General features: G+C 47.3%; 21 protein-coding genes. 15 read left to right on the top strand and 6 right to left on the bottom strand.

What is annotated here, in order from left to right; translation table 11 throughout:
* Positions 1 to 2,408 (bottom strand): hypothetical protein (locus VRU48_RS15040; protein WP_330108738.1); only part of this gene is annotated, 2,408 nt, incomplete at its 3' end.
* A gap of 241 nt (positions 2,409 to 2,649) precedes the next feature.
* Positions 2,650 to 3,576, bottom strand: coding sequence for a LytTR family transcriptional regulator DNA-binding domain-containing protein (locus VRU48_RS15035; RefSeq protein ID WP_330108737.1), 927 nt, complete (start codon positions 3,574 to 3,576; stop codon positions 2,650 to 2,652).
* 88 nt (positions 3,577 to 3,664) lie between these two features.
* On the opposite strand from VRU48_RS15035, the gene VRU48_RS15030 reads away from it, so the two are divergent.
* Positions 3,665 to 4,012 (top strand): hypothetical protein, encoded by a 348-nt coding sequence (locus VRU48_RS15030; RefSeq protein WP_330108736.1) that lies wholly within the window; start codon positions 3,665 to 3,667, stop codon positions 4,010 to 4,012.
* A 12-nt stretch (positions 4,013 to 4,024) separates the two neighbouring features.
* Here the strand turns inward: VRU48_RS15030 and VRU48_RS15025 are convergent, their stop codons facing one another.
* The gene (locus VRU48_RS15025; protein WP_330108735.1) at positions 4,025 to 4,942 is read right to left on the bottom strand and encodes a bestrophin family protein; all 918 of its coding nucleotides are present in this window, start codon (positions 4,940 to 4,942) and stop codon (positions 4,025 to 4,027) included.
* Positions 4,943 to 5,048: 106 nt separating this feature from the next.
* On the opposite strand from VRU48_RS15025, the gene VRU48_RS15020 reads away from it, so the two are divergent.
* The 7 genes from VRU48_RS15020 (at position 5,049) to VRU48_RS14990 (ending at position 16,130) form a co-directional block, all read left to right on the top strand.
* Positions 5,049 to 5,627: an RNA polymerase sigma-70 factor gene (locus VRU48_RS15020; protein ID WP_330108734.1), complete on the top strand. Its 579-nt coding sequence runs from the start codon at positions 5,049 to 5,051 to the stop codon at positions 5,625 to 5,627.
* 184 nt (positions 5,628 to 5,811) lie between these two features.
* A complete protein-coding gene (locus tag VRU48_RS15015) occupies positions 5,812 to 7,548 on the top strand; it encodes a caspase family protein (protein WP_330108733.1) in 1,737 nt (578 codons plus the stop codon).
* A 2-nt stretch (positions 7,549 to 7,550) separates the two neighbouring features.
* Positions 7,551 to 8,438 carry a lipase family protein gene (locus tag VRU48_RS15010; RefSeq protein ID WP_330108732.1) on the top strand — a complete coding sequence of 296 codons (888 nt, stop codon included), beginning with the start codon at positions 7,551 to 7,553 and terminating at the stop codon, positions 8,436 to 8,438.
* A gap of 66 nt (positions 8,439 to 8,504) precedes the next feature.
* The gene (locus VRU48_RS15005; RefSeq protein ID WP_330108731.1) at positions 8,505 to 9,503 is read left to right on the top strand and encodes a FecR family protein; all 999 of its coding nucleotides are present in this window, start codon (positions 8,505 to 8,507) and stop codon (positions 9,501 to 9,503) included.
* 196 nt (positions 9,504 to 9,699) lie between these two features.
* Positions 9,700 to 13,230, top strand: coding sequence for a SusC/RagA family TonB-linked outer membrane protein (locus VRU48_RS15000; protein WP_330108730.1), 3,531 nt, complete (start codon positions 9,700 to 9,702; stop codon positions 13,228 to 13,230).
* Between the two features lie 11 nt (positions 13,231 to 13,241).
* Positions 13,242 to 14,621 (top strand): RagB/SusD family nutrient uptake outer membrane protein, encoded by a 1,380-nt coding sequence (locus VRU48_RS14995; RefSeq protein WP_330108729.1) that lies wholly within the window; start codon positions 13,242 to 13,244, stop codon positions 14,619 to 14,621.
* A gap of 12 nt (positions 14,622 to 14,633) precedes the next feature.
* A complete protein-coding gene (locus VRU48_RS14990; protein WP_330108728.1) occupies positions 14,634 to 16,130 on the top strand; it encodes a TlpA family protein disulfide reductase in 1,497 nt (498 codons plus the stop codon).
* A gap of 45 nt (positions 16,131 to 16,175) precedes the next feature.
* Here the strand turns inward: VRU48_RS14990 and VRU48_RS14985 are convergent, their stop codons facing one another.
* Both VRU48_RS14985 and VRU48_RS14980 read right to left on the bottom strand, forming a co-directional pair.
* Positions 16,176 to 16,421 carry a hypothetical protein gene (locus VRU48_RS14985; protein ID WP_330108727.1) on the bottom strand — a complete coding sequence of 82 codons (246 nt, stop codon included), beginning with the start codon at positions 16,419 to 16,421 and terminating at the stop codon, positions 16,176 to 16,178.
* A 95-nt stretch (positions 16,422 to 16,516) separates the two neighbouring features.
* The gene (locus VRU48_RS14980; RefSeq protein WP_330108726.1) at positions 16,517 to 17,107 is read right to left on the bottom strand and encodes a MauE/DoxX family redox-associated membrane protein; all 591 of its coding nucleotides are present in this window, start codon (positions 17,105 to 17,107) and stop codon (positions 16,517 to 16,519) included.
* 376 nt (positions 17,108 to 17,483) lie between these two features.
* On the opposite strand from VRU48_RS14980, the gene VRU48_RS14975 reads away from it, so the two are divergent.
* Complete coding sequence (locus VRU48_RS14975) at positions 17,484 to 18,575, top strand: sensor histidine kinase (RefSeq protein ID WP_330108725.1); 1,092 nt, start codon at positions 17,484 to 17,486, stop codon at positions 18,573 to 18,575.
* Positions 18,572 to 19,306, top strand: a complete 735-nt coding sequence (locus VRU48_RS14970; protein WP_330108724.1) for a LytR/AlgR family response regulator transcription factor — start codon at positions 18,572 to 18,574, stop codon at positions 19,304 to 19,306. The genes VRU48_RS14975 and VRU48_RS14970 overlap by 4 nt, the downstream gene beginning before the upstream one ends.
* Here VRU48_RS14970 and VRU48_RS14965 read toward each other — a convergent pair.
* Entirely contained in the window at positions 19,287 to 22,112 is a 2,826-nt protein-coding gene (locus VRU48_RS14965; protein ID WP_330108723.1) for a lantibiotic dehydratase, read from the bottom strand. The genes VRU48_RS14970 and VRU48_RS14965 overlap by 20 nt on opposite strands.
* A gap of 619 nt (positions 22,113 to 22,731) precedes the next feature.
* Here VRU48_RS14965 and VRU48_RS14960 point away from each other — a divergent pair.
* The 5 genes from VRU48_RS14960 (at position 22,732) to VRU48_RS14940 (ending at position 26,560) form a co-directional block, all read left to right on the top strand.
* Entirely contained in the window at positions 22,732 to 23,097 is a 366-nt protein-coding gene (locus VRU48_RS14960) for a hypothetical protein (RefSeq protein ID WP_330108722.1), read from the top strand.
* 27 nt (positions 23,098 to 23,124) lie between these two features.
* Positions 23,125 to 23,478 carry a hypothetical protein gene (locus VRU48_RS14955; protein ID WP_330108721.1) on the top strand — a complete coding sequence of 118 codons (354 nt, stop codon included), beginning with the start codon at positions 23,125 to 23,127 and terminating at the stop codon, positions 23,476 to 23,478.
* Positions 23,479 to 23,584: 106 nt separating this feature from the next.
* Entirely contained in the window at positions 23,585 to 24,832 is a 1,248-nt protein-coding gene (locus tag VRU48_RS14950; protein ID WP_330108720.1) for a hypothetical protein, read from the top strand.
* Between the two features lie 31 nt (positions 24,833 to 24,863).
* The gene (locus VRU48_RS14945; protein WP_330108719.1) at positions 24,864 to 26,102 is read left to right on the top strand and encodes a hypothetical protein; all 1,239 of its coding nucleotides are present in this window, start codon (positions 24,864 to 24,866) and stop codon (positions 26,100 to 26,102) included.
* Positions 26,099 to 26,560 (top strand): hypothetical protein, encoded by a 462-nt coding sequence (locus VRU48_RS14940; protein WP_330108718.1) that lies wholly within the window; start codon positions 26,099 to 26,101, stop codon positions 26,558 to 26,560. The genes VRU48_RS14945 and VRU48_RS14940 overlap by 4 nt, the downstream gene beginning before the upstream one ends.
* Positions 26,561 to 26,563 lie beyond the last annotated feature (3 nt).

The following is a 26,563-nucleotide window of genomic DNA, read 5'->3' as shown; positions in this document are numbered from 1 at the left end:
CCGTACTGCCCCCCGGGCAATACCGTCACTATGGTATCCATGTAGGCCTTGAGGCCCGTTGTTCCGCCAGCCGACTTTTCGCCGTATTCGTATTCCGTCTTTTTTACAGGCTTCAATCCCGTATTCGTATTCCTGTACTGTATGACGCTTTGCGGCTGCACGCCGTTGAAGCTGCCTGCAAACGAAACATAGTCGCTCCGCGTGGTCAGCGTATCGGCGCCGTCCACCAGGTCCTCGAACACCGTACGGTAGTAGTTGGGCTGTCCGCCGTTGACCCCTTCGGAAATGAAGGAGCTCACGCTCCTTGAGTTTACCGTCGTTAACTGGTTCAGCTGGCTTGCCGTTATCTCCGTAAGCAGCCTCTCGTCGTATACCTTCGACATGGCCGAGCCGCTCGAAAAGCCGGCGGCGTCGGTATAGCGGTAGCTCTTTACCGTAGGCAGGCCGATGACCGGATCGTTGGTGATCCGTTTGATGCGGATGCCGCCGGCAGCCTGGCCTTCGATGGGCGTAGTACTGTTGTTGCTGTAGCCCAGGGTCGCCGTCATCGACAGCTCGTTTTCGTCGATAAAGGTCTGCAGGTAATAGGTTCCCGCCGTCAGGTCGAAATGCTTCATCATGCCACCGTTATCTGCGTCGTCAAGTATCTTCCATGTGTCTATGAAAGCGTATATCCCATCTTCGACCTCTCTGTACAGCCTGGCGTCAAAAGAGCCCTTTATGTTGCCGTCGCCCGTCAGCGACTTGGGATAGCGGACCAGGTTGATGCCTACGCGCTGGCCGTAGTTGATCGTGAACTTCCCGCTCTCGAAGTCGGATTCGAAGTGGTCCAGCGGCGGGGCACCGGATGGCCTGTAGACGTAGCTGGTAAGGTTGCCCGGGATCTTGACGTAGTCCTTGCCGTTGAAGCCCACGTTGCCCTCGTAGTCGAAGGTCGTGCTGCCACCGGTGGGATAGGTGATTTTCTTGAGCGCACCGAACTGCGCCGTAAGCGGGCTCGGGTCGCGGTTGGGCCCGCCGGGATAGATATAGTCGGGGATCATGATGTTGCCGAAAGAGCCTCCCTTGTAATAGCCGTAATGGTCTACGAAGGCCTCCGTCCTGTTGGGATAGGAGCCCGTCTCCGCTATGTAGTCGAAGGTATGGACCTGTTTCCTGGTGGTGTCGAGCACTTCTCCCTCCTTCCAGCCCGGCAGCTCTTCCAGGCTCTTCAGCTTGAGGTACTTTTCCAGATAGGTACCGGTTCCGAAATAGCCGTATTTGAGCCTGAAGTTCTTGATGACCTCCCCCGAGCTGTTGTCGGTAACCGTAATGCTGCCAAGGACCGGAGGGCCGGTCAGGATGTCCTGGCGGGATGCACCCCCCGAGAAGTCTACCGTCTGCTTCTCTGAAATGATCGTCGTCAGCCTGACCGGCTCTATATATGAGGAGAAGCCGAAATAGGGCGCGTAGAGCTGCGAGGAGCCGCCGCTGGACACGTCCTCTACCTTTTTGTAGGTCTGGCTGTTGGTGCCCAGCTGCGGGTAGGAAGTTTCGGTGGTATAGAGGAACCGGATGGCCTCGGTATTGGCTGCGTTGGTAATGGAGGTGAGGTACCAAGCCGAGACGTGGTATGGGATGTTGTAGCTGCCCGGGCCGCTGTAGGTAGACTTCGGTTTTGTATGTTCCACGTCGCCGAAACCATATTTGGTACCGTCTTCCGTGGTGATGGTAAAACCGGCCGCAGACCCGCTGATCTTCAGTTTCGAGTACGGGAACAGGGTAAACGCACCATTCACCAGCGTGAATTTGCCCGAATAGCCCCCGAAGTTGAAGCTGAAGATATCGGCCTCGCCGTCGTAGCCGCCCTCCATAACACCTTTCAGGAAGTTCTGCATGTCTGTGGATTCATAGCCGCCCGCAGCGACGATATTGCCCTGCACAAAGCTGCTTCCGAACCGTTGGTTTTCCGTATCAACAATATCGTCCACCCTTCCCCTGATCTGGCGGGTAATAACCCCGCCGGCCTGCAGGTTCCAGCCCATTCCGGTCCAGCCGTTGGGCTGGGCGGGCCTGAAGCCGTCGTAGCTGTAGCTCAGTACGATGGGAACGTTCAGGTCGTGCCCCGTAACGGTGAATATCGGGATGGAAAGGTTCGGCGCCCCGCTCGACTGGTTGACCGATGCGTCGCCGTAGCGGCCAAGGGTTGAGGCTGTAGCCGACGGGCTGACCAGGTCGGTGCGCAGGTAGTTCATCGGGTTTTCGGAAGTTTTCTGGGCCAGGAGGCTGGCCGGAAGACCAAAAAGGAACGCGCACAATATAAAGCACTTTGCAGGGCGGCTCAGATAGTCGGCAGCATATCTTGATACGCTGAAAAGCAGGCGGCGAAGGACAGCGTCCACGCCCCCGGTTGGGTAGAGTGTTTTCATTAGATGGGTTTATAGTCTTGGTTCAGGCAGCCTCCATATTCCGAAAAGCGCTGGAACCGGATAAATTTGACAATTCGGTTTCGGATTCGCAAGTTTATTTAAAACTTGTTGTCAAGGCCTGTCAGGAGGTATCTGTAGTGGTGTTCATAAGGTTAGCCGTCGGTCAGTTTTATAGGATGATGGAAGACAGAGGCAGATTCCATAAGGGAACTGAAAAAACACAAGAGGCGATTGGATTTTATCAGGCTGTTTTGCCCGTGCTTTTTATCATCAATTCCAATCTGGTCACCCATTGCCGGTAATCCTTAGCCCGTTTCTGACTAACGATAACAGGGCTTTGAACAGCAGGCGCGATATGCAGCTCTATTTTACCATTATCGATTGTCCTGGACTTTGAGACGGCGTAATAATTGACAATGAATTTCCGGTTCACCTGGAAGAAAAGGCCGCTGTCTAATGCAGCGCCGATCTGATCAAGCGTTTCGGGAATGAAGATCTTATCGCCTTCATGGGTGACCAGGAAATTGGCGCCTTCTTCATGGATGAAGTAGGCAATGGCTTCCTGCCGGATAGGTACTGAAGCGAGGTTTTTAGTAACTAAAAATGTTGCGGGTTCATGATGCGTTTCATCTCCTGAACCATGGATATGTAAAGAGGCAACAGCATCCGTCAGGTGTTGGATCTCCCGGTTGGCGGCTCTCAGTTCTTTTCTATAAGTCAGAGCGACCTTTGCAAAATAGAAGGCTACGTAATAAAAGTTCACCACGATGATCATCAACACGGCAAGCGGGTAGTCGTTGGTGTAAAAGAAGGTTTTGAACACATCTTTTCCGCGCAGGGTGAAATAGGCGAGTCCTAAAAGGAACTCGATGATACCAGGAACACAGATGCCCCAGAAAAACTGCAACAATGCCCTTTTTAACAAATTTCCGGTCCAGGGGTATTTTTTATCCAGTCTGCGTACTACATAGGCGACCAGTTCGATCTGGATGATGGCAAGGGGCAGTGATGCAAAAAGGGATAGCCAGTAGTCTATCCCGGCCATCATTTTAAACAGCGGAATATCTATGCCATAAACCACCAGGTAGTGGGTGGCCAATAAGGCCGCAATAATCCGCAACGGAAAATCATTGTAGCGAATGGATTCGTCTCCGGTGACAAGTTCCATAGGTCAAAACTTAAGGGTTAGCCTGTTTGTTATACTAATAACAATAAACGACCGTTGGTTGTTTAATAGTATCTAACCGGATAAACCTATGAACCGATATGAATTTTCTCAAAGCGGGATAGATGAAAAACTGGCCACGCTTTACGCTTCTTCCGAAGAAGAAATCGCTATCGAAGCCGAACAGGCAAATGCAGATTTTGCGAAATGGGTGGACGATAATTTTATCCTGACGGCAGATGAACTGGCATTCCTGTACAGGATCGATCCAAAATTTTTAGGCGATGCAGGAGTGCAGACGGCCCAGGCCATTACGGACCGTGTGCCGATCAAACTGACCCGATTTCCAAGACCGGGTGAGGGCGGTGAAAAATACATCATTACCCGCCCATCCAAATGGTCGCTGGAATTTGAGATCGGCTGGATCATGATGCCATAATCTGAAAATGGCTCAATCGATGATGCGTTGTTTGGTTGCCTCTGTTATTTGTATGGGTTTACCTGCCAGCTCTGATATCGTTGCCTCGATCATCTGGCACATATTCGTTAAGGCGAGGTCGTTATCATCCATCCCGAACGGCTCTTCAATTTCGTCTGCAATGGCTTCAAATGCCACGAAGGTATAGGCAATAAAAACAACCATCAGTGGGGTAACCCATCCAAGGCTGTCCACCAGACCGAAAGGCAATAAAAAGCAATAGATGTAAACGGTGCGGTGGAGGAGCACGCTATAGCTATAGGGTATGGGTGTTGACACAATCCGTTCGCATCCCCCCACAACATCGGCCAGCCTGTCTAAATTTTCATCGAACCGTGCCTGCTGAATAGAATCTATTCTGCCTGAATTCTTCGCTTCCTCAACCCAACGTGCTAAAAGTTTCATCAGGATGGTAGGTTTATACTGTGCCGGGGCCACTATTTCCAGCTGCTCCCTACTTAACTTTTGAGCCAGATCCTCACCCGCATCAGTGCCGCGCAGCTGATGCTTTAATGCGTAAGTAAAAGCGCTGAGCAGCTGTATGAATTCCGTGATTTCTGACTCGTTGGCTTTGGGATTAATTAAAGTGAGTGCCTGGCGGGTCATAGATCGTGCTATGTTGAGCAATGCACCCCAGAGCTTTCGCCCTTCCCAAAAGCGGTCATAGCTTGCGTTGTTGCGGAAACCAAGGAAAAGGGCCAGCACGAAACCGAACAAAGTAAAAGGAGCGGGATTAAGCGGGATTTTGAAAGAGAAAATGCTGCCGTGGAAATAAACAACGACCACGGACAGGATAAACAACAGAGATAGACGGGGCAACAAGCGGGGCAATACAGAGCCATGCCATACAAACAGCATTCGGAACCAATGCTCTTTTCTTCTAACGATCATAAGGTATTCTTAGCCCTGCAAAAGTAAAAAACCAAAATACAGGGAATTAATTGATAAAATAATAATTAAATTTATAATATTTATCAACCAAAAGAAAGCATATCCAATGCAGTCGGCAGGCGGTCAAGACGAAGGTGTATTACTCCGGTCATTACGTGATGGGAATGAACTGGCTTTTGACCAGTTATATCGCCTGTACAGCTATCAGATTTACACTAACATCCTGCGCATGGTCAAAGACCCGGATGTCGCGCAGGAGCTTTTGCAGGATGTATTTCTTAAGGTCTGGGAGCGCAGATCGTTTATTGATCCCCAAAAGTCGTTTAAGGCATACCTGTATCAAATTGCCAGAAGCAGGGTATTTGATTTTTTCAGGCATGAGAAAATCGCGCGAAAGGTAGAAAGCTATTTATCGGGCATCCATACCGAACTGCATACAGACCTGGAGGATCAGTTGCAGTATAAAGAAACCCGGGAACGATATGACCACGCTGTTTCGATGCTGCCTGAGCAACGCCAGAAAATCTATATACTGTGCAAGATCGAAGGAAAATCATATAGCGAAGTAAGCAACCTGCTCCGGATTTCTTCCTCGACGATACAGGACCATATGGTAAAGGCCAATAAGTTTATCAGGGCCCACCTCGGCGAAGCCATCGCACTCCTGCTTATCAGCAGGCTTTGAGCGGTTCTTTCTTTCCATCATTCTTTGTTTCCGCTGCAATAAAATCCGTCCGGTTGAAATCCTGGTAGCCCTGAAAATGTTCTGTTTTTTTACATTTTTATTTTTCCCTTCAGCAGTTACCGAACGCGACGAAATAAATTAATATTTTAGAGAAAACCCAAACAACCTAAACCAGCACCTGCGTATGAGTAACAAGAAGTGCGCCCTGTTTATTGGTCTAAACAACATAAATGGATTCCCGCCCCTGTCAGGGGCTGTGGAGAATGCAAAGGCCATGTATAGCTGGGCGAAAGCCCAGGACTTTGAAGCAAAATTACTCACTGATGAAGGCCAGGCCAGGGTAACACTGGACGACCTCTTCAATGCTATTGAGGATTTTATTAAACGCTCACCTAAACAACTGATTGTTTACTTTGCCGGCCACGGGTATATCCGGGACCCGGGCAGCGAGATATGGCTTCTCTCTGATGCGAGGCGACGGAGCACGGAAGGGGTTAACCTGAGAGCCAGCAAAGAGGATGCCCTGAACTTTGGTATTGAAAATGTGGTATTCATTTCGGATTCCTGCAGAACGGTAGCAGCGAGCATTGATGAACTGCGCGTCAGCGGGGGGAGTATTTTCCCCAATGAGGCAGTCCCTGATACCAGGACCAGGGTCGATGTGCTTTACGCCACAAGGGCGGGAAGCTCGGCCAAGGAAGTAAAGGACCCCAATGGAAAATATAGTGGCATATATACCGAATGCATGCTTGATTGTCTGTACGGCCAGGTCCCCCAGGTAATTAAGGAGCTGAATATGCTGACGCCTCCTGTGATGGCGGTCATCTCCTACGATCTGAACGAGTACCTCGAAGAACGGATACCTTTGCTGATTGCCGAAAGAAGACTGGCCATTAAACAACATCCGTTCGGGGAAGTAAATTCAAGGGCGCCTATTTACCTTTCAAAAATAATATACATGCCCGAAGGAATTCATGGTATCGGCCCTCCTGTATCAGAAGCACAGGCTCCTTATGATCGCGATTACGACCGACCGGACCGACAATCATTGGAAGAGAAACTTTTAACGTTGCGGAAGAGCGAGCCTGAAACCTACCAGTATATTAACGAAACCTCCTCCTTCATTAACAATATTATCAGCAATCCGGTTCCGGATGAGGGCCATTTAATCCGCCTTCCCTATAGGGGAGCAAATACACCTGAAGGGACAATCCGTGTAATCGGTTTAGAAAATTTCGGTGTTTACTTCCTTCAGCGTCCCTGGAGATCCGCCGAACGGTATACCCGCCATAGCGCAGTTATCCGGACAGGCGGTGATAACTCAAAATGTATCCCGATAACAGTGCTGCCCGGATTTGCCTGCCGGCTGATATTTAACGAAAATAAAGATCTGGTACTGCTGGATTACTATCCTATCGGGACCAATGAACAGCGGTTCCAGTTGTACCAATATGAAGCTGGTTACATAGCGGAAAGAAAATCACTGATCATTGCTGCGGCCAAACAGGGTGTTTTTGAAGGCGGTGATCTGGCAGCAGAAAATCTAAGGCAATACAAAGCGCTCGATCCGATGCTTGGCTTGTTCGCTGCTTACGCCTATATGGAAACCGGGAACCGGGCAGGGGTGTTATCCGTTTATGATTTTATGGCCCGTGAACGCGAACCGGTTCTTTTTGACGTTGCCATGTTGCGCAACCTCGCCAGCCATCGTAGCCTGGAAGAATTTGTATTTGGACGTACGCCGGCAAGAGGCAGTACGCGTTTGATGCCCATACTCACCCAAGGATGGTCCTATCTGAAAACCGGCTTCGGAGAACGCGGCTTTTCTCTTAAAGAATATCTGAACCCGGGTTTATGGACTTCGTTCCGGCCGGAAGTAATCGATAATTTTTTCCGGTATTATAACTATTCAGCATTTTAGCCATGAGAATTTTATTCATCCACGGCAGGGGCCAACAGGACAAAGAGGAAGTGATACTTAAAAATGAATGGGTATCGGCGCTCCGGGAGAGCTTTGATAAAGCCGGGCTGATCATGCCCGGGGAGCTGGTGTTTGATTTTCCGTATTTCGGAAATCAGCTGATCGCATTGCAGCAGGAATACCAGGAGAAAATAGACAGTGGCGAATACAGGATGCGTGGTCCCGGACTGCCCGAAGATCCTGCACTTGAACTCGAGCAACAGCTCCTGATGGAACTGGCAGAAAACGCCGAAATTGACCTGTCAGCTGAGCCTGACACCAATGAAGAGGACTACAAGAGCCGTGACGTGCAAAATTCCTGGCCCGTCATCACACTGGCCCGTATCATTGACCGGTGGATAGCGCCTGGAGGAAATTATTCAATCCGGAAAAAGACCAAAGATGTGGCCGCTTACCTGGCAGTCGGTTTTATCCGGAATGACATCAACCATTTTGTTAGAAGCTTTATTTCGGATCAGCCCACTATTATTATCGCCCATTCGCTGGGTACCATAATCGCCTATGATGTGTTAAGCCATCTGCATGCCGAACACTGCGATATCCGTGGATTAATAACACTGGGGTCTCCCCTTGGTGTAAAAGCGGTAAAACGGCAGCTCCCGCAGGGAGTTCGCCGTCCCGAAGCACTGCACGGCGACTGGCTGAACATCTACGATACCAGGGATATTGTTTCCCTTTATCCACTGGATGAAAGGCATTTCAACATTTCCCCTCCCGTTAAAAATATAGTCGGGATCAACGCTACGGAAAACAGGCACGGCATCAGCCAGTATCTGAACGATCCGGAGATTGCAATCATGATTACAAAATTGCTTTTAACGGGATTCTGACTTTTTTTACCGGACCAGCCGACATACCCCCTCTGATAATCGTATTACCTGTATAAACCCATAAAAATGGAAGACAGGGAACTTATCAGCCAACAGTTTAAAAGCTACCTTGAGGGAACCGCGGCAAAAGAAGAAGCCGAACAACTGCTCTGGTTTCTTTACACGACCGGCGATGAAGCATTTGTAGAACAGCTCATTGCGGACAACTGGGAAACCGAACGGATCGAATCTATCGCCGAGGATATCTTGATCCGTCGTCGGCTGGAACAAAGCCGTCTTTACCTGCGGGACCGGATCGCAGTGCCACAAAGGCGTACAAAGATCCCGGTTTTCAAATTACTGCTTTACAGCACCGCTATAGCAGCGGCCTGCCTGGCAATTATTTTCGGCAACTTCTGGCTGCTGCGGCAGGATGGCATCAGGATCATTGCTGTTTCAGCATCTGCCGGGCAGATCAAAAAAGTACTCTTACCCGATAGCTCTGTCGTTACGCTCAATGCGGGAACGACTTTGGAATATCCTTCATCCTTCAGCAGTGACTCGCGATCGGTCGCCTTAAAGAACGGGCAGGCCTTTTTTGAAGTGAAGCATCACCAAAACCTTCCGTTCATAGTGCAGACTGCCGAAGCAAAGGTTACCGTACTCGGAACTTCTTTTGATATTAAATCATACAGCAACGATGAACAGACCCGCGTGGCCGTGGCTACCGGTATGGTAGGCGTACAGACCAACGGGCGTAACAGGCCTTCAACGCCGCTGAAAGCCGGCGAACTGGCCACCATCAACAACCAAAACAACGGGCTTTTGAGAACGAGCCTGCCGGCTGGTGATATAGCGGGCTGGCGGAGTAACCGGTTGAGCTTCCGGGAAGAGCCCTTTTTGGATGTGATCCACGCGCTGGAACGCAGATACCAAGTGAAGATAAAAATTGAAAAACAAACCCTCCTGAAAGAGAAAATAACGCTCAGCCTCGATAACGAATCACTGGAAACAGCCCTAAAGGCGCTGAGTCTTTCCAATCACTTTAATTACCAAATCCATGAACATTTAGTGTTAGTTAAATAGCGCAGGCGGCTCCCAGGGAGCTTACTGCAAGGTTAGATGGCCGGTGGATACCGGCCATCCGTAACCTGTACAGAAGTGCTGCTGCAACCGGACAAAGACTCTGACCCCTTATGCCGTTATGTAGCTGGTCTAATCATTAACTACTAAACCTGAACCAAATATGGTAAGAATTTACCGTAAACCAAACCCTGTGCGTATGCGTTTAAAGCCGCTGCTCTTTGGCCTTTTCTTTTTTATTGCCCTGATGGCAAGGGAAACCGTCTATGCGCAGATAACGCTAAGCATCAAAAACAAGCCGGTCACCGAAGTATTCGGGCAGATCGAAAAACAGGCAGGGGTTAAATTTACCTACAACCAAACGACCGTAGCGAATCTAAAGCCTGTTACGCTCGAAGTCAATAAAGCCACGCTGGCAGAAACCCTGATCCTCCTCCGACAAACGACGGGGCTGGTCTTTCAGCAGGTCGGCAAGCTGATTGCTGTATCGAGGGATGAGAAGACGCAACCCGGAAACGGGCCGGTGAAAAAGAAAACCATCACCGGGCTGGTAACCGATGAAACGAACCAGCCACTCCCCGGTGCGGGTGTAACCATCCAAGAAACCGGCCAGCAAACCAGCACCGGAACAGATGGAAAATTCAGGATGGACGGCGTACCTGAAAACGCCACGCTGATCATTTCCTTTACCGGCTATGAAAGAAGAGAAATACCGGCCACCGGTGAAACGATTGCGGTTCAGCTAAAACCCGATGCATCGCTACTGAACGAAGTGGTGGTTTCCACCGGATACCAAAAGCTTCCGTTGGAACGGGCCACCGGCTCCTTTGTACAACTGGACAGCGCGATTATCAACCGCAGGGTATCGACCAATATCCTCGACCGGTTGGAAGGCATTACCAGCGGGCTGATCTTTAACCGGACCGTCGCCAGCCCGAATGAAAAGCTGGGCATTGCCATTCGCGGGAAAAGCACCATCGATCCCAAAGTAAACGCCGATCCCCTGATCGTATTGGATAACTTCCCTTACGAAGGCGATCCCGCCAACATCAACCCGAACGATGTCGAAAGTATCACGGTGCTGAAAGATGCGGCGTCTGCTTCAATATGGGGCGCACGTGCCGGCAATGGGGTAATCGTTATTACCACCCGGAAGGGCCGGCTCAACCAGCCGCTCAGCATTACCCTGAACGCCAACCTGACCATCGGTGAAAAACCTGATCTGTATTATTCCCACGGCTTTCTGAATGCCGGCGAATATATAGACATCGAAAAGCAGCTCTTTGACCTGGGCTATTTTAATGCGGATATTACCAACACGACGACACGCCCGCCCTTGTCGCCGGTGGTTGAAATACTGCTTCGGAAAAGAAACGGCCAACTGACCGATGCACAGGCAACGGCCCTGATCGACCCTTACCGGAGCATCGACGTACGGGATGATTTTTCAAAATACATGTACCGTACGTCTGCCAGCCAGCAATACGCCCTGAACCTGACGGGAGGCTCTGATAAAGCGACCTATGCATTCAGTGCGGGTTACGATAATAACCTGGATAACGTAAAACGGTCCGGCAATGACCGGCTGACGCTGAATGCCTACCAGACCTACCGGCCGGTAAAAGGATTGACGCTGACGGCCGGTATTAATTACATCCAGGGCAACCGCGACAACAGCTCCACCGGGCTACGTTATGGGTCGCTCGGGATCGGCGGAGCAGGCGCCAAGTACGGCCTCTGGCCCTATGCACGACTGGCCGATGACAACGGCAACCCCGCCCGACTTACCCAGAATTACCGTGACAGCTATATCGACAGTACGGTCCCGCTAGGCTTCCTGGATTGGACGTTCCGCCCGCTGGAGGAGCTGGAACTGGCCGATAATACCGTAAAAACAAAATCGACCATCATTCGCACGGGTGCCAGCTACAAATTCATCGATTACCTGAATATTGACCTGCAGTACCAATACGAAGGGCAAAGTACGGACAGCCGCAACCTGCGGAGTCAACACACCTATTATGCCCGCAACCTGGTCAACCAGTTTTCGGTACGTAATACCACGACCGGCCAGTTTACCTATAATTTCCCGGTGGGTGGTATCCTGAACCTGTACAGTAGTGAGCTGCGCTCTAATAATGGCCGGGCACAACTGAATTTCGGCAAAACGTTTGCGGATAAACACGAGGTGAATGCTATTGCGGGCGCTGAAATCCGGCAGGTGGAAACCGAAGGCTATGGCCGGACTTCGTATGGCTATGATGATAACCTGGGCACGGGCGCTACGGGCCTGGACTTTAAAACGTCGTACCCTAAAAACCCTTCCGGTACAGGGCGTTTGCCGGGCGTTGAGAGCAGCGTGGCGGGGACAACCAATCGCTATATTTCTTATTACGCCAACGCCTCTTATACCTATGATGGCCGCTATACGATCAGTGGCAGTGCCCGGAAAGACGGTGCCAACCTGTTTGGGGTAAGAACAAACGATAAAATTACACCCCTCTGGTCAGCCGGCATTGCCTGGAACGCCGCCCGCGAACCTTTTTACTCACTCGATTGGTTGCCCCAATTGAAACTCAGGGCTACTTATGGTTTCAATGGCAATATTTACAATGCCTCGGCTTACCTGACCGCTACGACACTAACCAGTTCCAGGACAGGCTTGCCGTACGCATTTATCCAGAACCCGCCGAACAGCGAACTGAGCTGGGAGCGGGTAAGAAATGTCAACCTGGGTATGGATTTTGCCACGCGGGGCAACACGCTTACGGGTACTCTTGAATTTTACCGGAAAGACGGACTTGGCCTGATCGAGAGCCGTCCATTGGCGCCATCATCCGGGTTTGCGTCTTTTAAAGGAAATGCGGCGAGTACGCGCACAAAGGGGATGGATGTTACGATTAATGCCACGGGCCGGGTAGATGCGTTTGGCTGGCAGGCATCCCTGCTGACCACCTTGCAGAAAGATAAAGTGACGGCTTACAGCGCTCAGTTTTACGCAACCCAGCTCGTTGATCCGCCGGTGGCAAGCTCTCTGCCGGAGGTGACCGGGCAGCTCGCGGTGGTGGGACGTTCGCTGTACGGAATTTATAGTTACAGGTGGGCCGGTCTTGATCCGGCAAACGGCGATCCGATTGGCTATCTCAACGGTCAGCCGAGCAAGGACTACCTGAATATTCTAAGAACTACGACCCCGGAACAACTGGTATATCATGGTTCGGGAAGGCCTGCGGTATTTGGCGCTTTACGTAATACAATTACCTGGCGACAGTTCTCTGCATCGGCAAATGTTACCTACAAGCTGGGCTACTACTTTCACGCCAATGCACCGGCCATCAACCTGGCAGGTGCATTAAACAGAAACGGTGCACGATCTGAAATAGCTTCAAGATGGAGGCAACCGGGTGATGAGCTCATTACCAATGTGCCTTCACTGGCTTACCCCGCTAATTCCAACCGGTCCAATTTCTACCGTGGCGCCGAGGTCAACGTACATCGTGGCGATCATATCCGCCTGCAGGATATTACACTGGGCTATGAGTTGACACGCAGTCAGTGGAAGCAATCGCCATTCAGCCGTTTACAGCTGTACATCTACTGCAATAACCTGGGCATACTCTGGCGGGAGAATAAGATCGGAGCCGATCCTGACTATTATTCGTCGGCAACAACGGCCATTGAATATCCCAACCCAAGAACTTATGCATTAGGCCTGAAGGTTGGACTTTAAACAATTATAAGATGAAAAAGAACTTTATAATAACCTTGCTTTTTCTTGCCCTTGTTTCCTGCAAAAAACAGGACGAGTGGCTGGACAAAAAATCCGATAAATCGGATGTGGTACCGACTACACTCGCAGACCTCCAGACGGTACTGGACAATGACAAAACGCTCAACGAAGGTATGCCTGCCCTTGGCATTCTCGGTTCAGACAATATGACGTTACTCTACACGATCTGGCTTACAGGGACTACTAACCAGGAGCGTGGTGCTTATATATTCGATAAGGATATCTACAAAGGGGAGTTAGGATTTGAGTGGAATAACGGTTATCAGCAGATTGCAGCAGCTAACATTGTACTCGAGGGACTTGCTAAAATTGATCCTAGCCCAAGCAGCCAGGGACAATGGAACGCCCTGAAAGGCGCAGCACTTGCGCACCGTTCAATTGCTGCCTACAATCTGTTGCAAGAATTTGCCAAATCTTACGATCAGGCCACGGCGGCTACTGATCCCGGCATCATACTAAAAAACAGCGCTGATGTAAATGAGCCAGTAAGCAGGGCCAGTGTAGCTGAATGCTACGCCCGCGTTATTACTGATCTGAAAGAAGCGGAACAACTATTGCCTATACTCCAGGCGGTTGCCACCCGTCCTTCAAAAACAGCGGTACAGGCCATGCTAGCGAAGACCTACTTGCTGATGGGCAATTATGCTCTGGCTAAAGATTATGCTACATCGGCGCTTACCGCCAATGGAACGCTGGCAGACTTTAATACACTGAACGCACCCGCAGCTCCTAACTATAGTATGCCGGCATTTGATAAAAAGTTTGCAGAAATCATCTTTTACAGTGAAACAGGCAATTTTAATCTCATGGGGTACCAGCAACTGATGGTTGCCCCGGAACTCTACCGGTTGTATGGGACAAATGACCTGCGAAAAAACCTGTTTTTTGAGGACCGTGGCAATGGAAATGTGTATTTCCGCGGGCAGTACACGGGAAGCGGTATCTACTTTTCGGGGCTGGCCACCAATGAACTTTACCTCATACGGGCAGAATGCCAGGCGAGGCTGGACAATAAAGAGGGGGCTGCGGCTGATCTGAACGCCCTGCTTGTCAAACGATGTAAAACAGGCACCTATGGCAGTTACCAACCCGCAACTGCGGACGAAGCGTTAAAAAAAGTGTTGGAAGAGCGGAGAAAAGAACTCCCGTTTACAGGGAACATTCGTTGGGAAGATTTAAGGAGGTTGAACCATGAACCTGGATTTGCCAAAACTGTGACCCATGTACTAAACGGGCAGAGTTATATACTGCCGCCTAATGATAAGAGATACGTGTTACCGATCCCGGATGATGAGATCCGGTTGAGCGGCATTGCGCAGAATGAACGATAGATTTTTAGAAAGATGAAACGATTAATAGCATTGATTATAATCATGCTGGCGCTGGTAAACTTTTTACCGGCATCCGGTCAGATAGCAAAAACTAAAAACACAAAACAGGAATGGGCGACGATCCGCCTGAAAAGTGAACATTTAAAAAGCAGCGACACGCTGGTACTGACAACTTATGGAAACTACATCTACGGTGAGCTGAACAGTCAACGTACGATTGCTACACAGGATGGGACGGGCATCTATACGTTCAGAATTCCCATTCGCAACGTTCCGCAACGGTTCAGTATTGATGGTGCCGGTCTCAGGGAAAATTCTGCGTTGCTTAGCTACTACGCTGAACCCGGAGATAATATTACAATAACCGGGTCACGTGAAGCCGGTGGAGACTGGCAAATGTCCTTTTCAGGAACAGGAGCTGCCAAATATCAAAGTATTTATTCCGCAGATACGGCAATAGCAAAACTTGCACGGAGATTGGGCTCCCGGATCATCCGAAGCCCTATGCAGAGAAATTTCGGCCGTAGTGATAGCCTGTCTGCTTACGGTCTTTCTTTTATCAACGGAAGAAGTAGGGGTATGATACCTGAAATAGCCACCCTGATCAAAGCCAGGGTTATCGGCAAACTTTATGAAAGAGGTGTTCTTTTTCTTAGCCCGAGGCTCAGCCCCAAGGCAACCGCTGCAGAGCTGAACTATCTGAAAAGGCAATACGATGAGCTGGCTGCACGGCCAATAGATACCGTGAATGTTATAACAGCGCAATCACCCGAGTATATAAAACTGCTGTTCGAACGCCTGAGGACCGGTGCAACCTTCGCAGTATATCCCAGCAACCCATCCTTAAAGGCACTTTATGATCAGATTGCCGCTTCTTTTAAGGGGCCTTATTTTGATCGTCTTACAACTCATTTATTAATGGGCTATAAGCCCGATGCAAATAGCACAACAGGCGATTACCTGGATTGTATACGTATTGCACTTAGCAAGCTAAAGGATACGATTGCACAGGGCTACTTGCGCCGTCAGTTGGCGGCGTATTCAAAGGGAATCGACAGTTTTTCGTTTGCGCTTCCGGATACAGCCGGTAAAATACATAGGTTGGTCGATTTCAAAGGTAAAGTCGTCCTGATGGATTTTTGGTTTACCGGGTGCGGCCCCTGCCTGCAGTTTGCGGAACTATTGCACAGGGATATCATACCCATCTATAAAGATGATCCCAGGATTGTATTTGTCAATATCAATGCCGACCGGGATGCCGGTAAATGGAAAGAAAGTGTCAGTGGCGGCAGGTATACGCCACCCGGTTCCATCAGCCTGTTCACGGAGGGTAAAGCATTTGACCACCCGCTGATCCGGCACTATAATTTCACGGGCTTTCCGCAAGTAGTGCTCCTGGACGGTAATGGAAAAGTTTATTCGGCATTGGTACCACACGACCGAAAAGGCCTGCTGGCATTGTTACAGGAAGCGCTTGCTGAAGGGAGTATAAGCAAAGGAAAAAGATAAAGCCAGGGTGGATAGACATCCACCCTGCTTATGAAAAAATTCCGCTTATGGCTGCCATTCGGCATTGACATCGATCGGAGTAAAGTCGTTGGGATTGGACGGATCACCGTTTGTTTTAAGCCGGTACTCACAGTGTTTTCCCTGAGCCTCTTCACAGGTACCGCCCGCGAGGGTCTTGAGCTCGAAAGTGCCCGGAGCCGTTTGCACGTAGATGCTGTCCTCCATAGTGGCGAATGCGCTGCCCACACCGAGTACAGCGGCAGCGGCGAGTAATAGACTAAACTTTTTCATAAAATGAAAGTTGATTGGATTAAGAAATTGCCTACTCTGTTCTAAAGGTTTTCGGCTACTCCTTTTTTTGACTGCGCAGTCGGGTAAAGAATTTATTAAGAAGCCGGGACGGCCAATTGTCTGTGATCTGTTTTATTATGGAGCCAAAGGGCGAGCAGAGTGATCCCTACAAAAAAGAGGTTAAAGATCAGGTGCTGCGGCCAGGTGAGCGAGCGTATAACCCCGCCACAACTGCAAGGCATACGGTCGAATGTGCCGGTGAGTACCAGGCTGGTGTATAGGGTGAAAACAGACATAAGGGCCAGGGAGGCGATTAAGCCTGTTTTCCTGCTGCGTGGAAATAACAACGCAATAGCTGTGACTAACTCGATCGATGGAATGGCAACGACCATAACCATCCTCCAGCTTTTAGGGAAAACCTGGTTGCCCATATCGAAGTAAAAACGATCAAAATTGACCAGCTTGCTACTGGCCGTATAAAGGAACAGCAATACCAACAAAAAGCAGGAAAATTGATAAAGGATGCGATAGAACATAGACAGTCGGTTTAAAAGATTATAATACTTTAAAACGATCGGAAAAAGAGGTTTTAAACGGTTTTTCCAAATTGCGCTGTAGGTTACTTTTAGGGTTGGCGCCAGGATCGGCATTTTATCGGAATCTTGATAAACGCCATCCCGAACCATCTGTATAACCCCTGTTTTCAGGTTCTGGTGCTAAGGTAAATGACCCCAATACTTCGACACGAAAATTTTATGTGAAAAGGCATATTCGCTATGTGTTAACAAAAAAGCGCTCGAAAAACTGCAAAGGAAGAACAATAAAAAACCCGGGCTATAAGGCTCCGGGTGCGATTGTCATTTGAGACTGGTGGGGCAGGTCTGCGTGGGACAGGTACAGGTCGGAAGCATGCTTGCCAGGGTTGTGGTGTTGTTGGTGGTGTCCCAATTTCCAATCCCGGCAACAATGCGGTTTTTAAAGCGGAAAGCCGTTCTCCGGTGTGTCGGGGTTTTAATGATGTTCATAATTAACGGGGTTTAAGTAAAACGATAATTAAAGATAATGATGAGCTACACCGACCGTGAAATCTTTTATGTGAAACGGTCGATTGTCTATGCGAAAACCCGGGCAACTAAAATCAGTACGAAACAAATGGAACAAAGGACTAAAAGGAAGTTATATCATCTGCCGGGCGTTCTCCTGGTTATTGGTTATGAACAGGGCTTTGTGTTTTCCTATACCCATGAATTCCATTTCATTTCCACGATGATTTATTACCTGATTGACATCCCTGTTTTTTTTCTGATCTCCTATAAAGCCGCTCCATATCTGCATGCCGGGCATCGCCGGCTGTTAAGAACTGTCTGTTTGCTTACGGTTATGTTTATTTGTTACCTGTTGCTTCAGAATATAGCAGATTATTTTGTCCTTTGGTACAGGAGCGGACAAACAGTTGGTTGGACATTCTCGGGTAAAAAATCCTTTTGGCGGTTTGTCTACCTGACAGGATTTGCCACGGCCTACTTTCTTTCCAGGGAAGGCCTCCGCCGCGCCCGTGAAGGAAGAGACCTGGAGGTCAGAAACCTGGAACTGGAAACAGCTTATCTGCGGTCGGTGATAAAACCGCACTTCATTTTCAATACCCTGAATTTCATTCACAGTGAGGTGGCTGAGCTTTCAGCCACTGCCGCTACCTCTGTGTCTTTACTTGCAGAGGTCATGCAATATGCTGTCCAGCCTTCAGGAAAAGCCGTTTCATTGGAGGAGGAACTGGCCCAGGTCAACCACTATGTGATGCTTAACAGGATCAGGCTCGGTGAGCAGCTACAGTTGCAAATGGATTTAAGGGCAACGCCCGAATGCCGGCAATACAACGTTCCGCCGCTTATTCTTACCAACCTGGTAGAGAATATGTTTAAACACGGCAACCTGTATGACCGTATACATCCGGGCAGGATTAGGATAACCTGCGAAAAGCGAACCCTGTCGCTGTTCACCTGGAATCTCAAAGCGAGGGCGCGTCCATTGGAAAGTGCCTCGGTCGGGATGGCTTATCTGCAAAACCTGCTGGACCGGAACTACCCGGGAAAGCATTGCTTGCAGGTAAAAACGGAAGAAAACACGTTTGAACTTTTAATGACCCTTCAATTATGAGGCTTCGTTGTTACATAATAGATGATGAGCTGTCGAGCATCAGGATCATCAGCCGGTTAATTGAACAAAACAATGAGCTGGAATTGATCGGTTGGGAAACTAATTCCCGTCATGCGATGGAACAGCTGCTGAAAAGAAAAATTACGCCTGACGTGGTTTTCCTGGATATTAAGATGCCTGATATTAACGGAATAGATGTTGCCGCAAAAATCAAAGGCACGACCCGGATTATTTTTGTCAGCAGCGACAGAAGCTACGCTTTGTCAGCCATCGAACAGGAAGGGATGGATTACCTGCTAAAGCCGCTGACAGTGGAGCGGTTTGGGGAAGCGGTAAAAAGGGTGCGGGCCTGGTACGATGGAAAAGATCCGCGGATGCGGCTTGAACAGAACCGGCTGCTGGTCCAGGTTGAAAAGAAAGGGCGGTTCATTTGCATTGACCTGGCACGTTTGGTGTACATAGAGAGCGATTCGAATTATCTGCGGATCAATATGGAACATGACAGATTCTATTATATTAATATGGCGCTCTCGGCCATGGAAGAGCGCCTTTCAGGGTGTGGATTCAGCCGGGTTCATAAAACCTTTCTGGTCAATCTTCGCTTTGTAACCGGTATAAATAAAAACCTGATCGAGCTTTCGGAAGGAACCAGGATTCCTATCGGGCCGAAGTACAGGGCACTGTTTTTGCAGGCTTTTGAACCCTTGAATGCTAAACCCGGTGAAATGTAAACCATGCCGGAGCAGCCACTGCATGCTTTCCATGTTTGAATTCTTTGGCTATAAAATAGTAGATGACGGCTTCGTGGGTTCTCTGGGCAACAGGGAAAAGGCGGTTAATGTGCATGTGAAATAACGAGGTGAAGATAAACGGCCGTTCACCGGGCAGATACGTCTGCATCAACTCAACCATTGAAGCTATGCAGCGATGAATTCCATCCTTGAGCATTGGGGACCATACGGATGGCTCTCTTTTCATAAATACTCTATAGGCCGTATTCAGCGCCTTGAACTCAGTGGTCGTGGCGCTATGTTCGGACAGATAACCTTCGGAAGCATCATGGATCAGCTTGCTGAATACCTGTTTGTCGATAATCCCGGTTTTACCAACTTCAGCAGCCAGGAGCAGGCAGAGCTCATATTTGACACTGTCGGTTAAATCCATCGCAATTATTTGCAGGGCAAAATCGCTGTCGGTATAAGAGTGGGATTCCGCTTCGGCTATATGCTGAACCCCATACCGCTCTGTTTCCCGCTCGTAAGTTCGCAGGAGCAGGTCTTCCACGAGGCCCGACTCGACCATAGGCAGGAGCAGCGCACTTAAAGCCGGAATGATGACCTGCCCTTCCCCGGGATCATGGAGCTGGAACCGAAGACGCAGGTGATGGCCTCCTTTGGCATACCGGATAAAAAACCATTTTTTAAGGTAATGGCCATGCATACGAACCAGTTCGGCTACCGGCCCTTTTAGCAGTTCGTCGCTGCGTTTGGGATGGCAGTAAAGCTCGAAGTAAAGCCAGTCATTGCCGGGAAGGATAAACTTTCCCTTAAGCGGCTGGCCGTCTTCCGGGACTGCCGGCTGCCGTTCCTTGTAGATTTCCTCCCGGTGATACAGGCTGACCATAAATTGCGGCAGGTAGGGCTTGTTTTCGGGATCGACCAATAGCCCGGACCGGGGCACTCCAACTTCTTCCAGGTAAAGGCTTCTGTGTTTTCTGAGCAACTGCAACAGCAGCTGAAGATCTTCCTGGCTGGCCGTATCAATGCACAAAGTCTGGTCGCCTCCGCCGGTACGCACAAAAGCGGACATGGCTTTTTCCCGGATCACGGCAGAAAGGCGTTCCGAGTCCGAACGACCCTGTGCCGATTGGAGTTCTGCGATCTGCAAACGCCAGGTCATAGGAGAAAGAATGATGTTTTTAAATTGCAAGCGCGGGTAAAAATCCAGGTCTTTAATCCGGTCGCGTAATCGAAAGTCCAGGTTTTTGTGCGTATCCTGGTGTTGCAGGTCGCACAGCAGCCGGAATACCGGCAGGTCGCTCAGCAGGTAATTATAAGCGGTGCTGAACCGGGGAACCATTTGTTTGCCGAGGCTTGCCGAGCGAAGGATCAGTTTTGTACCGGTGACCGAAAGGTAGAGATCATCCAATGTTAATGGGTTTTCAGAAGTGTCATAATCCATCAGGCTCAGCTGAAGGTCGTAGACGGATTTTCTGCGGTGTACATTGCCAACCACCCCGTCCATGCCATAGGCAATATCAAAAAAGCAGACTTCCGGGTTAGCCAGTTGCTCTGTTTGGGCAAGGCTGCGGCATTCGTGCAATATGGCGTCATTGGCCAGCGTGAACCGGCCAAGCAATGCATTGGCGGTACAGCCCCCCGTATATTCCAGCTGCACCAGGTCGTCAGCCACCGAGCAAAGTACCGACAAGGTATTGGGCAAGGGCTTATTCCGAAGGTTAGGCGGTATGGGCAGGTGCTCAAGGTCGATCACTTTGTTTGCCCGGTCCAGCAGGTGAGGCAACAGTTGCTGGATCGTTGAGTACTCCGGTTCTTTGCTGGCTTCTTCCTTGCGCCGCGCGAGTTGGTCAATTAATTCGCCGGTAAGCATCGCGTCATCCATTTGGCCGTAGCCCAGACCCATTTCGGGGTCGAGGGCCATCATGACCGGCACCTGGCGTTCACCGAATTTCCTGCGGAACTTCTGCCTGAATTCATCCAGGTCCTGCGACTGATAGGATGGCAGAAGACCGTGCAACCTGGCAATAAGTTCCGGCAGATGCCTGAACAGGCCGGGCGGAACGGCTCCGCTAATTACCGGGCGTTCCGTGATGAGGTACCGGGATGAGCCTGGTGGAAGAACCTGCGGTACCCGTTCAAAGTAATCGGTGCCGATGAGATTGGGATGAAATTCGGAGATCAGCAAATGATCTGCCATCATTTGCTCCAGCACGCTTAAAAGGGTTTTTGTGCCGTTGCGAGTGACGAATGACGCCATTAATTCAGAAATTCGAACGGGCTTGCGACATGCTTTAAGCAATGCCACCATCAAAGGGTCCTGGGGCACTTCGGATAATTCATAGCCTGTCCCGGATTTCCCAACGTACCGTATTTCGGAATTGGTCAGATACCAGCTGCTGTTGGCAAAGAGCTGGGCATCTTGCGCCACTAGCTCTCTGAAGTCAGGCAGGATTTGATTTGTATCCGTCCAATCCCGGAAGGCCGTTGTGATCGGCTCCTTTGATAGGATAACAGGGGTACCGGTATTATTGATACTTACAGTGCCTATTGCCGCAAAACGGCCATAAGGCGTTGCCCGGAACCGCGACCTGTTAAAGTATTTGCGGATGATATGCTGAATAGCTTCGGGCTGCTTGCCCAGGTCCCCATGATCCAGGTCTTTGATCAGTGCATAAAAATGAGTAGAGGAAACGCCGATCGATTGCTTGAGTTCTTCCCAGCAATCGCCCAGTCTGTCGAGGTAGCTGAACTGGGGGACACGGTATACCAGGGTTTTGCTTAGGTGCATTTTCGTCATGATGGAAAATGCACATTCCTACCGGAATATGTCCTTTTTTTTATGTGAAACCCGGTATTGTCGATATGAAAACTACCGGTAAGGTCAACCGTTTAAAAACGGGGTAAAAATGGGTTAAATAACGGTTGGTTCGGTTTATACACTGATTTTACATTTGCTGGCAAATAAAAAATCAAAGCGAATGCTATGAAGAAACTATTTTTGTGACTATACATATACAGAATTAGCGTTTAGCTAAAACAGACTGTCAGCTGAAAATGTAGGAAACTTTCAAATGAATGAACAGTCAAGTTTAATGCTAAGCGCCCCGGAATACCGTGGGCGTTTTAGTGTTACTTGCTTCATTCGGCTTCCTACGGCCTCAGCGGACAAGTGATGCGACGAGCCCCACGGTATTCGTGTGTTTAGCATTATACATTGCACTTAAATGAGTGATTCAATTCATTTTTAATCAGTTTGCTATGGCTTCAAAATATCCTGTACAACTTCAAGCTTTATTGATCTCCTTCAAACCGCGCTGGTCGGTTGTCATTTTTCACTTTTTAAAAACTCGCCTATGATCTAAACTCAAGTTCAAAAAAATCTTCATTTTACTTTTTAAACACACAATTTCTTTCCCATGAAAAAAATCATTCTGGCATTATCGGCCGTTCTATTGATTATTACAAATTCTAGTGCTATGATAAGAGTCACTGAGTATAATGGTGGCCCTTGCGGTTATAACTCTGTAAGACAGGGCCGTTCTGGTGATGAGGACCGCCTTGATTGCAATGACCCTGGATATTGCGATTGCCGTTTTGAAGATTCGCCAACCTGCGGTGATTTGCAGCCAGAGGAAATTGATGCTTCTTTCCTTGAAATCCGAAACGTCCTTCAGCAAAGAATTGCCGAAGGACGTTTCGGAGGAGAATTTAAAAGTAACCTGGGATCTGTAGCATGGACCTATAACGAAGGGTTATTAACATACACAATCGACAATAAATAATTCTTTAATACTTCTGAATTTAAGAAAATGAAAAAGACCATTTTTGTTGCCCTATTCCTTTTCAGCACAGGGCTAGTCAACGCAACGGTGTATTATACGACAAAGGATTGCCAAAGGGCGGGTTACGATCGCGTAGAGGAAAGTCACTTTACCGGCGGGGCCAATTTAACTTGCACTAGGGCCGGATCGACTCAATGTAAATATAAGGATGGGCATGTTCCCCCGCGTGTTATCGAAAATTACGGAAATATTGATGAGATCGTTTCTGCCAACGTCAACGAAGGTGTTCTCTCTGGCTCAGCCGATTTTGAAGGTGGATATTATACTTGGAATGCCACTAAAGACGGTGAAATTCAATTTAGCATTGTAACTACTGAATAGCATTTTTGCAAAGTTCAAAAACAGATTTCTAAGACTGAGCGGCATGTATTACTGTTCTCTCAATAGGTAACCTAAATTTTGGGTTACCTATTGATCAAAAACTATTATGAAAGCAACTTACTTATTCCTCATCCTGCTATTTTCTTACACTCACCTTTCGGGTCAATATAAGATCGAGCAGGCGATTTATCGTTATCCAGGTAAAATAGATTTTAAGGATAAAAATGGAGAAAGATTACTTTTTAAAGGAAATGATAACACGCTCTATGTATACTCAAAATATACCTCTAACGACTCTCAATCATCTTTTAGGGTTGTTAAACTGAATCTAGATATTGATCAGGCTGTCGATAGCTTCGATTTGCCTCCATTATCAAGCCAATTCTATATAACAGACATTATACCAGGAAAAAATCGTACCCTTTTTCTTTCTCACAACAGACTTGTGTATCAAGATAGAGATGGGCAAACTGGTACAGTTTTGCGGGAAAAAGTCGACTTCAGATCGGGAATATTACTAAATGAGTCGTTAGCCCTACTTTATGAGCTTTACAATCATCATCCCAAAGACGGGTCATCTGGACTATGCCTTAATCTGTATGACATGAAATCAAATAAAATAGTTAGATCGAAGGTGTTCCAATTTCCAGGTACTTTTTTAGGCAATTTAACGATAAACTGGGTTACAAATGATGATAGGTTTATATATGCTTTCGCTGGCCTAAGCGGAAGAGTATTTAAGTTTGATCTAAACCTCAATTTTATCTCTGAAAAAGATACAAAACTCTTTGAAAACGAAACTAAGCTGAAGAATTATTTTTATGAGCAAAAAATGGACTCTTTAGTTGCCACTGAAAGAAGGGAGTTAGCCCACAAACTTTCAGAAAATGATACAGCGCTCGTCAAATTAAACTATACATCAACGATCTACTCTAAAGATTTTGTGGTGAATACATCTAATGAGGTACGTAGCCAATATGACTTTATTGAAAAGGTCTTTAAGACTAACGATAATAGAGATGAAGTTCTACTTACAGTGTCTAGACCGGGATATGGCTGGGAGTTTAGAGACGTATATATTTACAACTTAAAAACCAATGCCATTTCTTTAAAATTCAGCAAGTGGCGCACTGGGAAAGCAAAAGAGATTAAAATTCCTGAAGATTATTTTCCGGTTTATTTATCGAACGATGAACTTATTGCCCCTTATTTTTATAAAAGTAGAATCTATAACAAAGTGGATAGGAATATGCGGTTATATAAGTCTGGCTTGGCTGATTCCTTGAATGCAATGCAGTATGAAGATATTATAAGAAATGGATATACTTTTCAATTGGTCGAGTATACTTATTAAGTCAAAGTTTCACCTAAATAGCATACACAAAATGAAGCAATTATTTAATGTTGTCATTTGTTTGATTGTTTCTAATGTCATAGCCTCAGCTCAATATAAATTGGTTAAGCCAATTTTTTATGCTCCTTTTAAAGTAGACTTTAAAGAAAGGTTCTACGATAAGATTTTTATTCAGGGAATGGACGACTATCTGTACGTTTATTTGAAAGAAGGTGGAGCTCAAACCGGCGATACTGCAATAATTTTTAGTATGAAAAAAATTGACCTGAGAACTGACAAGATTATTGATAGTCTTCAATTTACGCCACTATCCAAAAACATGTTTTTAAAGGATATTATACCTGGCAGTGATTATGCAATATTTGTTGACTACGGACAGCTTTTTTTCACAAGGCGAAATAACGTGCAATCTTTTAGCAAAAAGGGTGCAGATTTTAATGCCGGGGTCAAATTGAATGATTCCTTGGTTTTACTGTATACCTTGTATAATCACCACCCCGCAGATGGGGGGACCGGTTTATTCTTGAATATATTTAATGTAAAAAAATTAAGATTTGAGGAGACAGTCGTACATGAGTTTCCAGGCGTAATACTAGGAAACCTTTCAACAAACCTTGTTAGCGCAGATGAACATTTCATATATGCTTTCGCAGGGCTTAGCGGGCGGGTTTTCAAATACGATTTTAAACTGAATAAAGTATCTGAAAGCACAGTTCGATTTTTGTCAGATAAAGAAAAATCTAAAAACACTAATTATGAGACAAAAATTGACTCTATTATTAGACATGATCGGGCAGAGCTAGAACATTATGCAAATGAGAATAAAAATTCCGAATATGTCTCAGAAGTATATTCAAAAGATTTTATTGCCCAAAAAATAGCCGAAATAAGGAGCGATTTTAGTTTTATAGAAAAAGTTTTTAAATGGAAAAATGAAGAGGTGATATTGTCGGTTTCGAGACCCGGATACGAAATGGATTACAGGGATTTATACCGATATAATTTAAAAACAAATAGAACTTATTTGATTTATAAGAAATTTCAGACCGGCCGAAAAAAAAATCTAAAAATCCCTGAAGACTATTTTGTAGTTGATATAATCAATGACAAGATTATTGCACCTTACTTCTATAAAAAGCAAATTTACGCTATAGCCTACAACGATGAAAAGTTGTTCAAATCTGGAGCTATAGATAGTTTGGATTTAAGGTTATTTAACGATGTAATATCCCGCGGATATCAGCTTCGAATATTAAAATATAAGTTATGAAAAGCTTTGCTCTAATAATACTCTTTTTAAGTGTCAGCCAATTTGCATTTTGTATAAACGATAGCCTAACCTCGGCTATTTCAAGCCAATTGGTTTCTGTCTATAATAAACCTGTCATTTTAAATGACACCGAGCAAGCAGTTTATATGATTGCTACGAAGAAAAACTGTAGCAGATGTTTTGAAGATATTTGTAACCTCTATAGTGGAAAGATTAAATCTTTCTACATTATTGTTTTTATGGAAAGGGACTTGATGTCAATGCTTTCTATTTACAATAGGTATGCCAATATTGCTGGATGTGTAAAAGATGTCTACTATTTCTGGACAAATGATATCAAGACTCAAAGGCTATCGGAGATTGTTGCCGAACCATCTCCTCAATTATTGATCCACGAAAGTGGAAATTTTGAATATAAATCCTATTCAGATTTCTTAAAATTAACAAATAGTAGGTAATAG

It is taken from the genome of Pedobacter albus (assembly GCF_036324255.1).
Taxonomy (GTDB): domain Bacteria; phylum Bacteroidota; class Bacteroidia; order Sphingobacteriales; family Sphingobacteriaceae; genus Pedobacter; species Pedobacter albus.
Note: the sequence above shows the minus strand (reverse complement) of the source record. Positions and strands in the feature narration are given on the sequence as shown.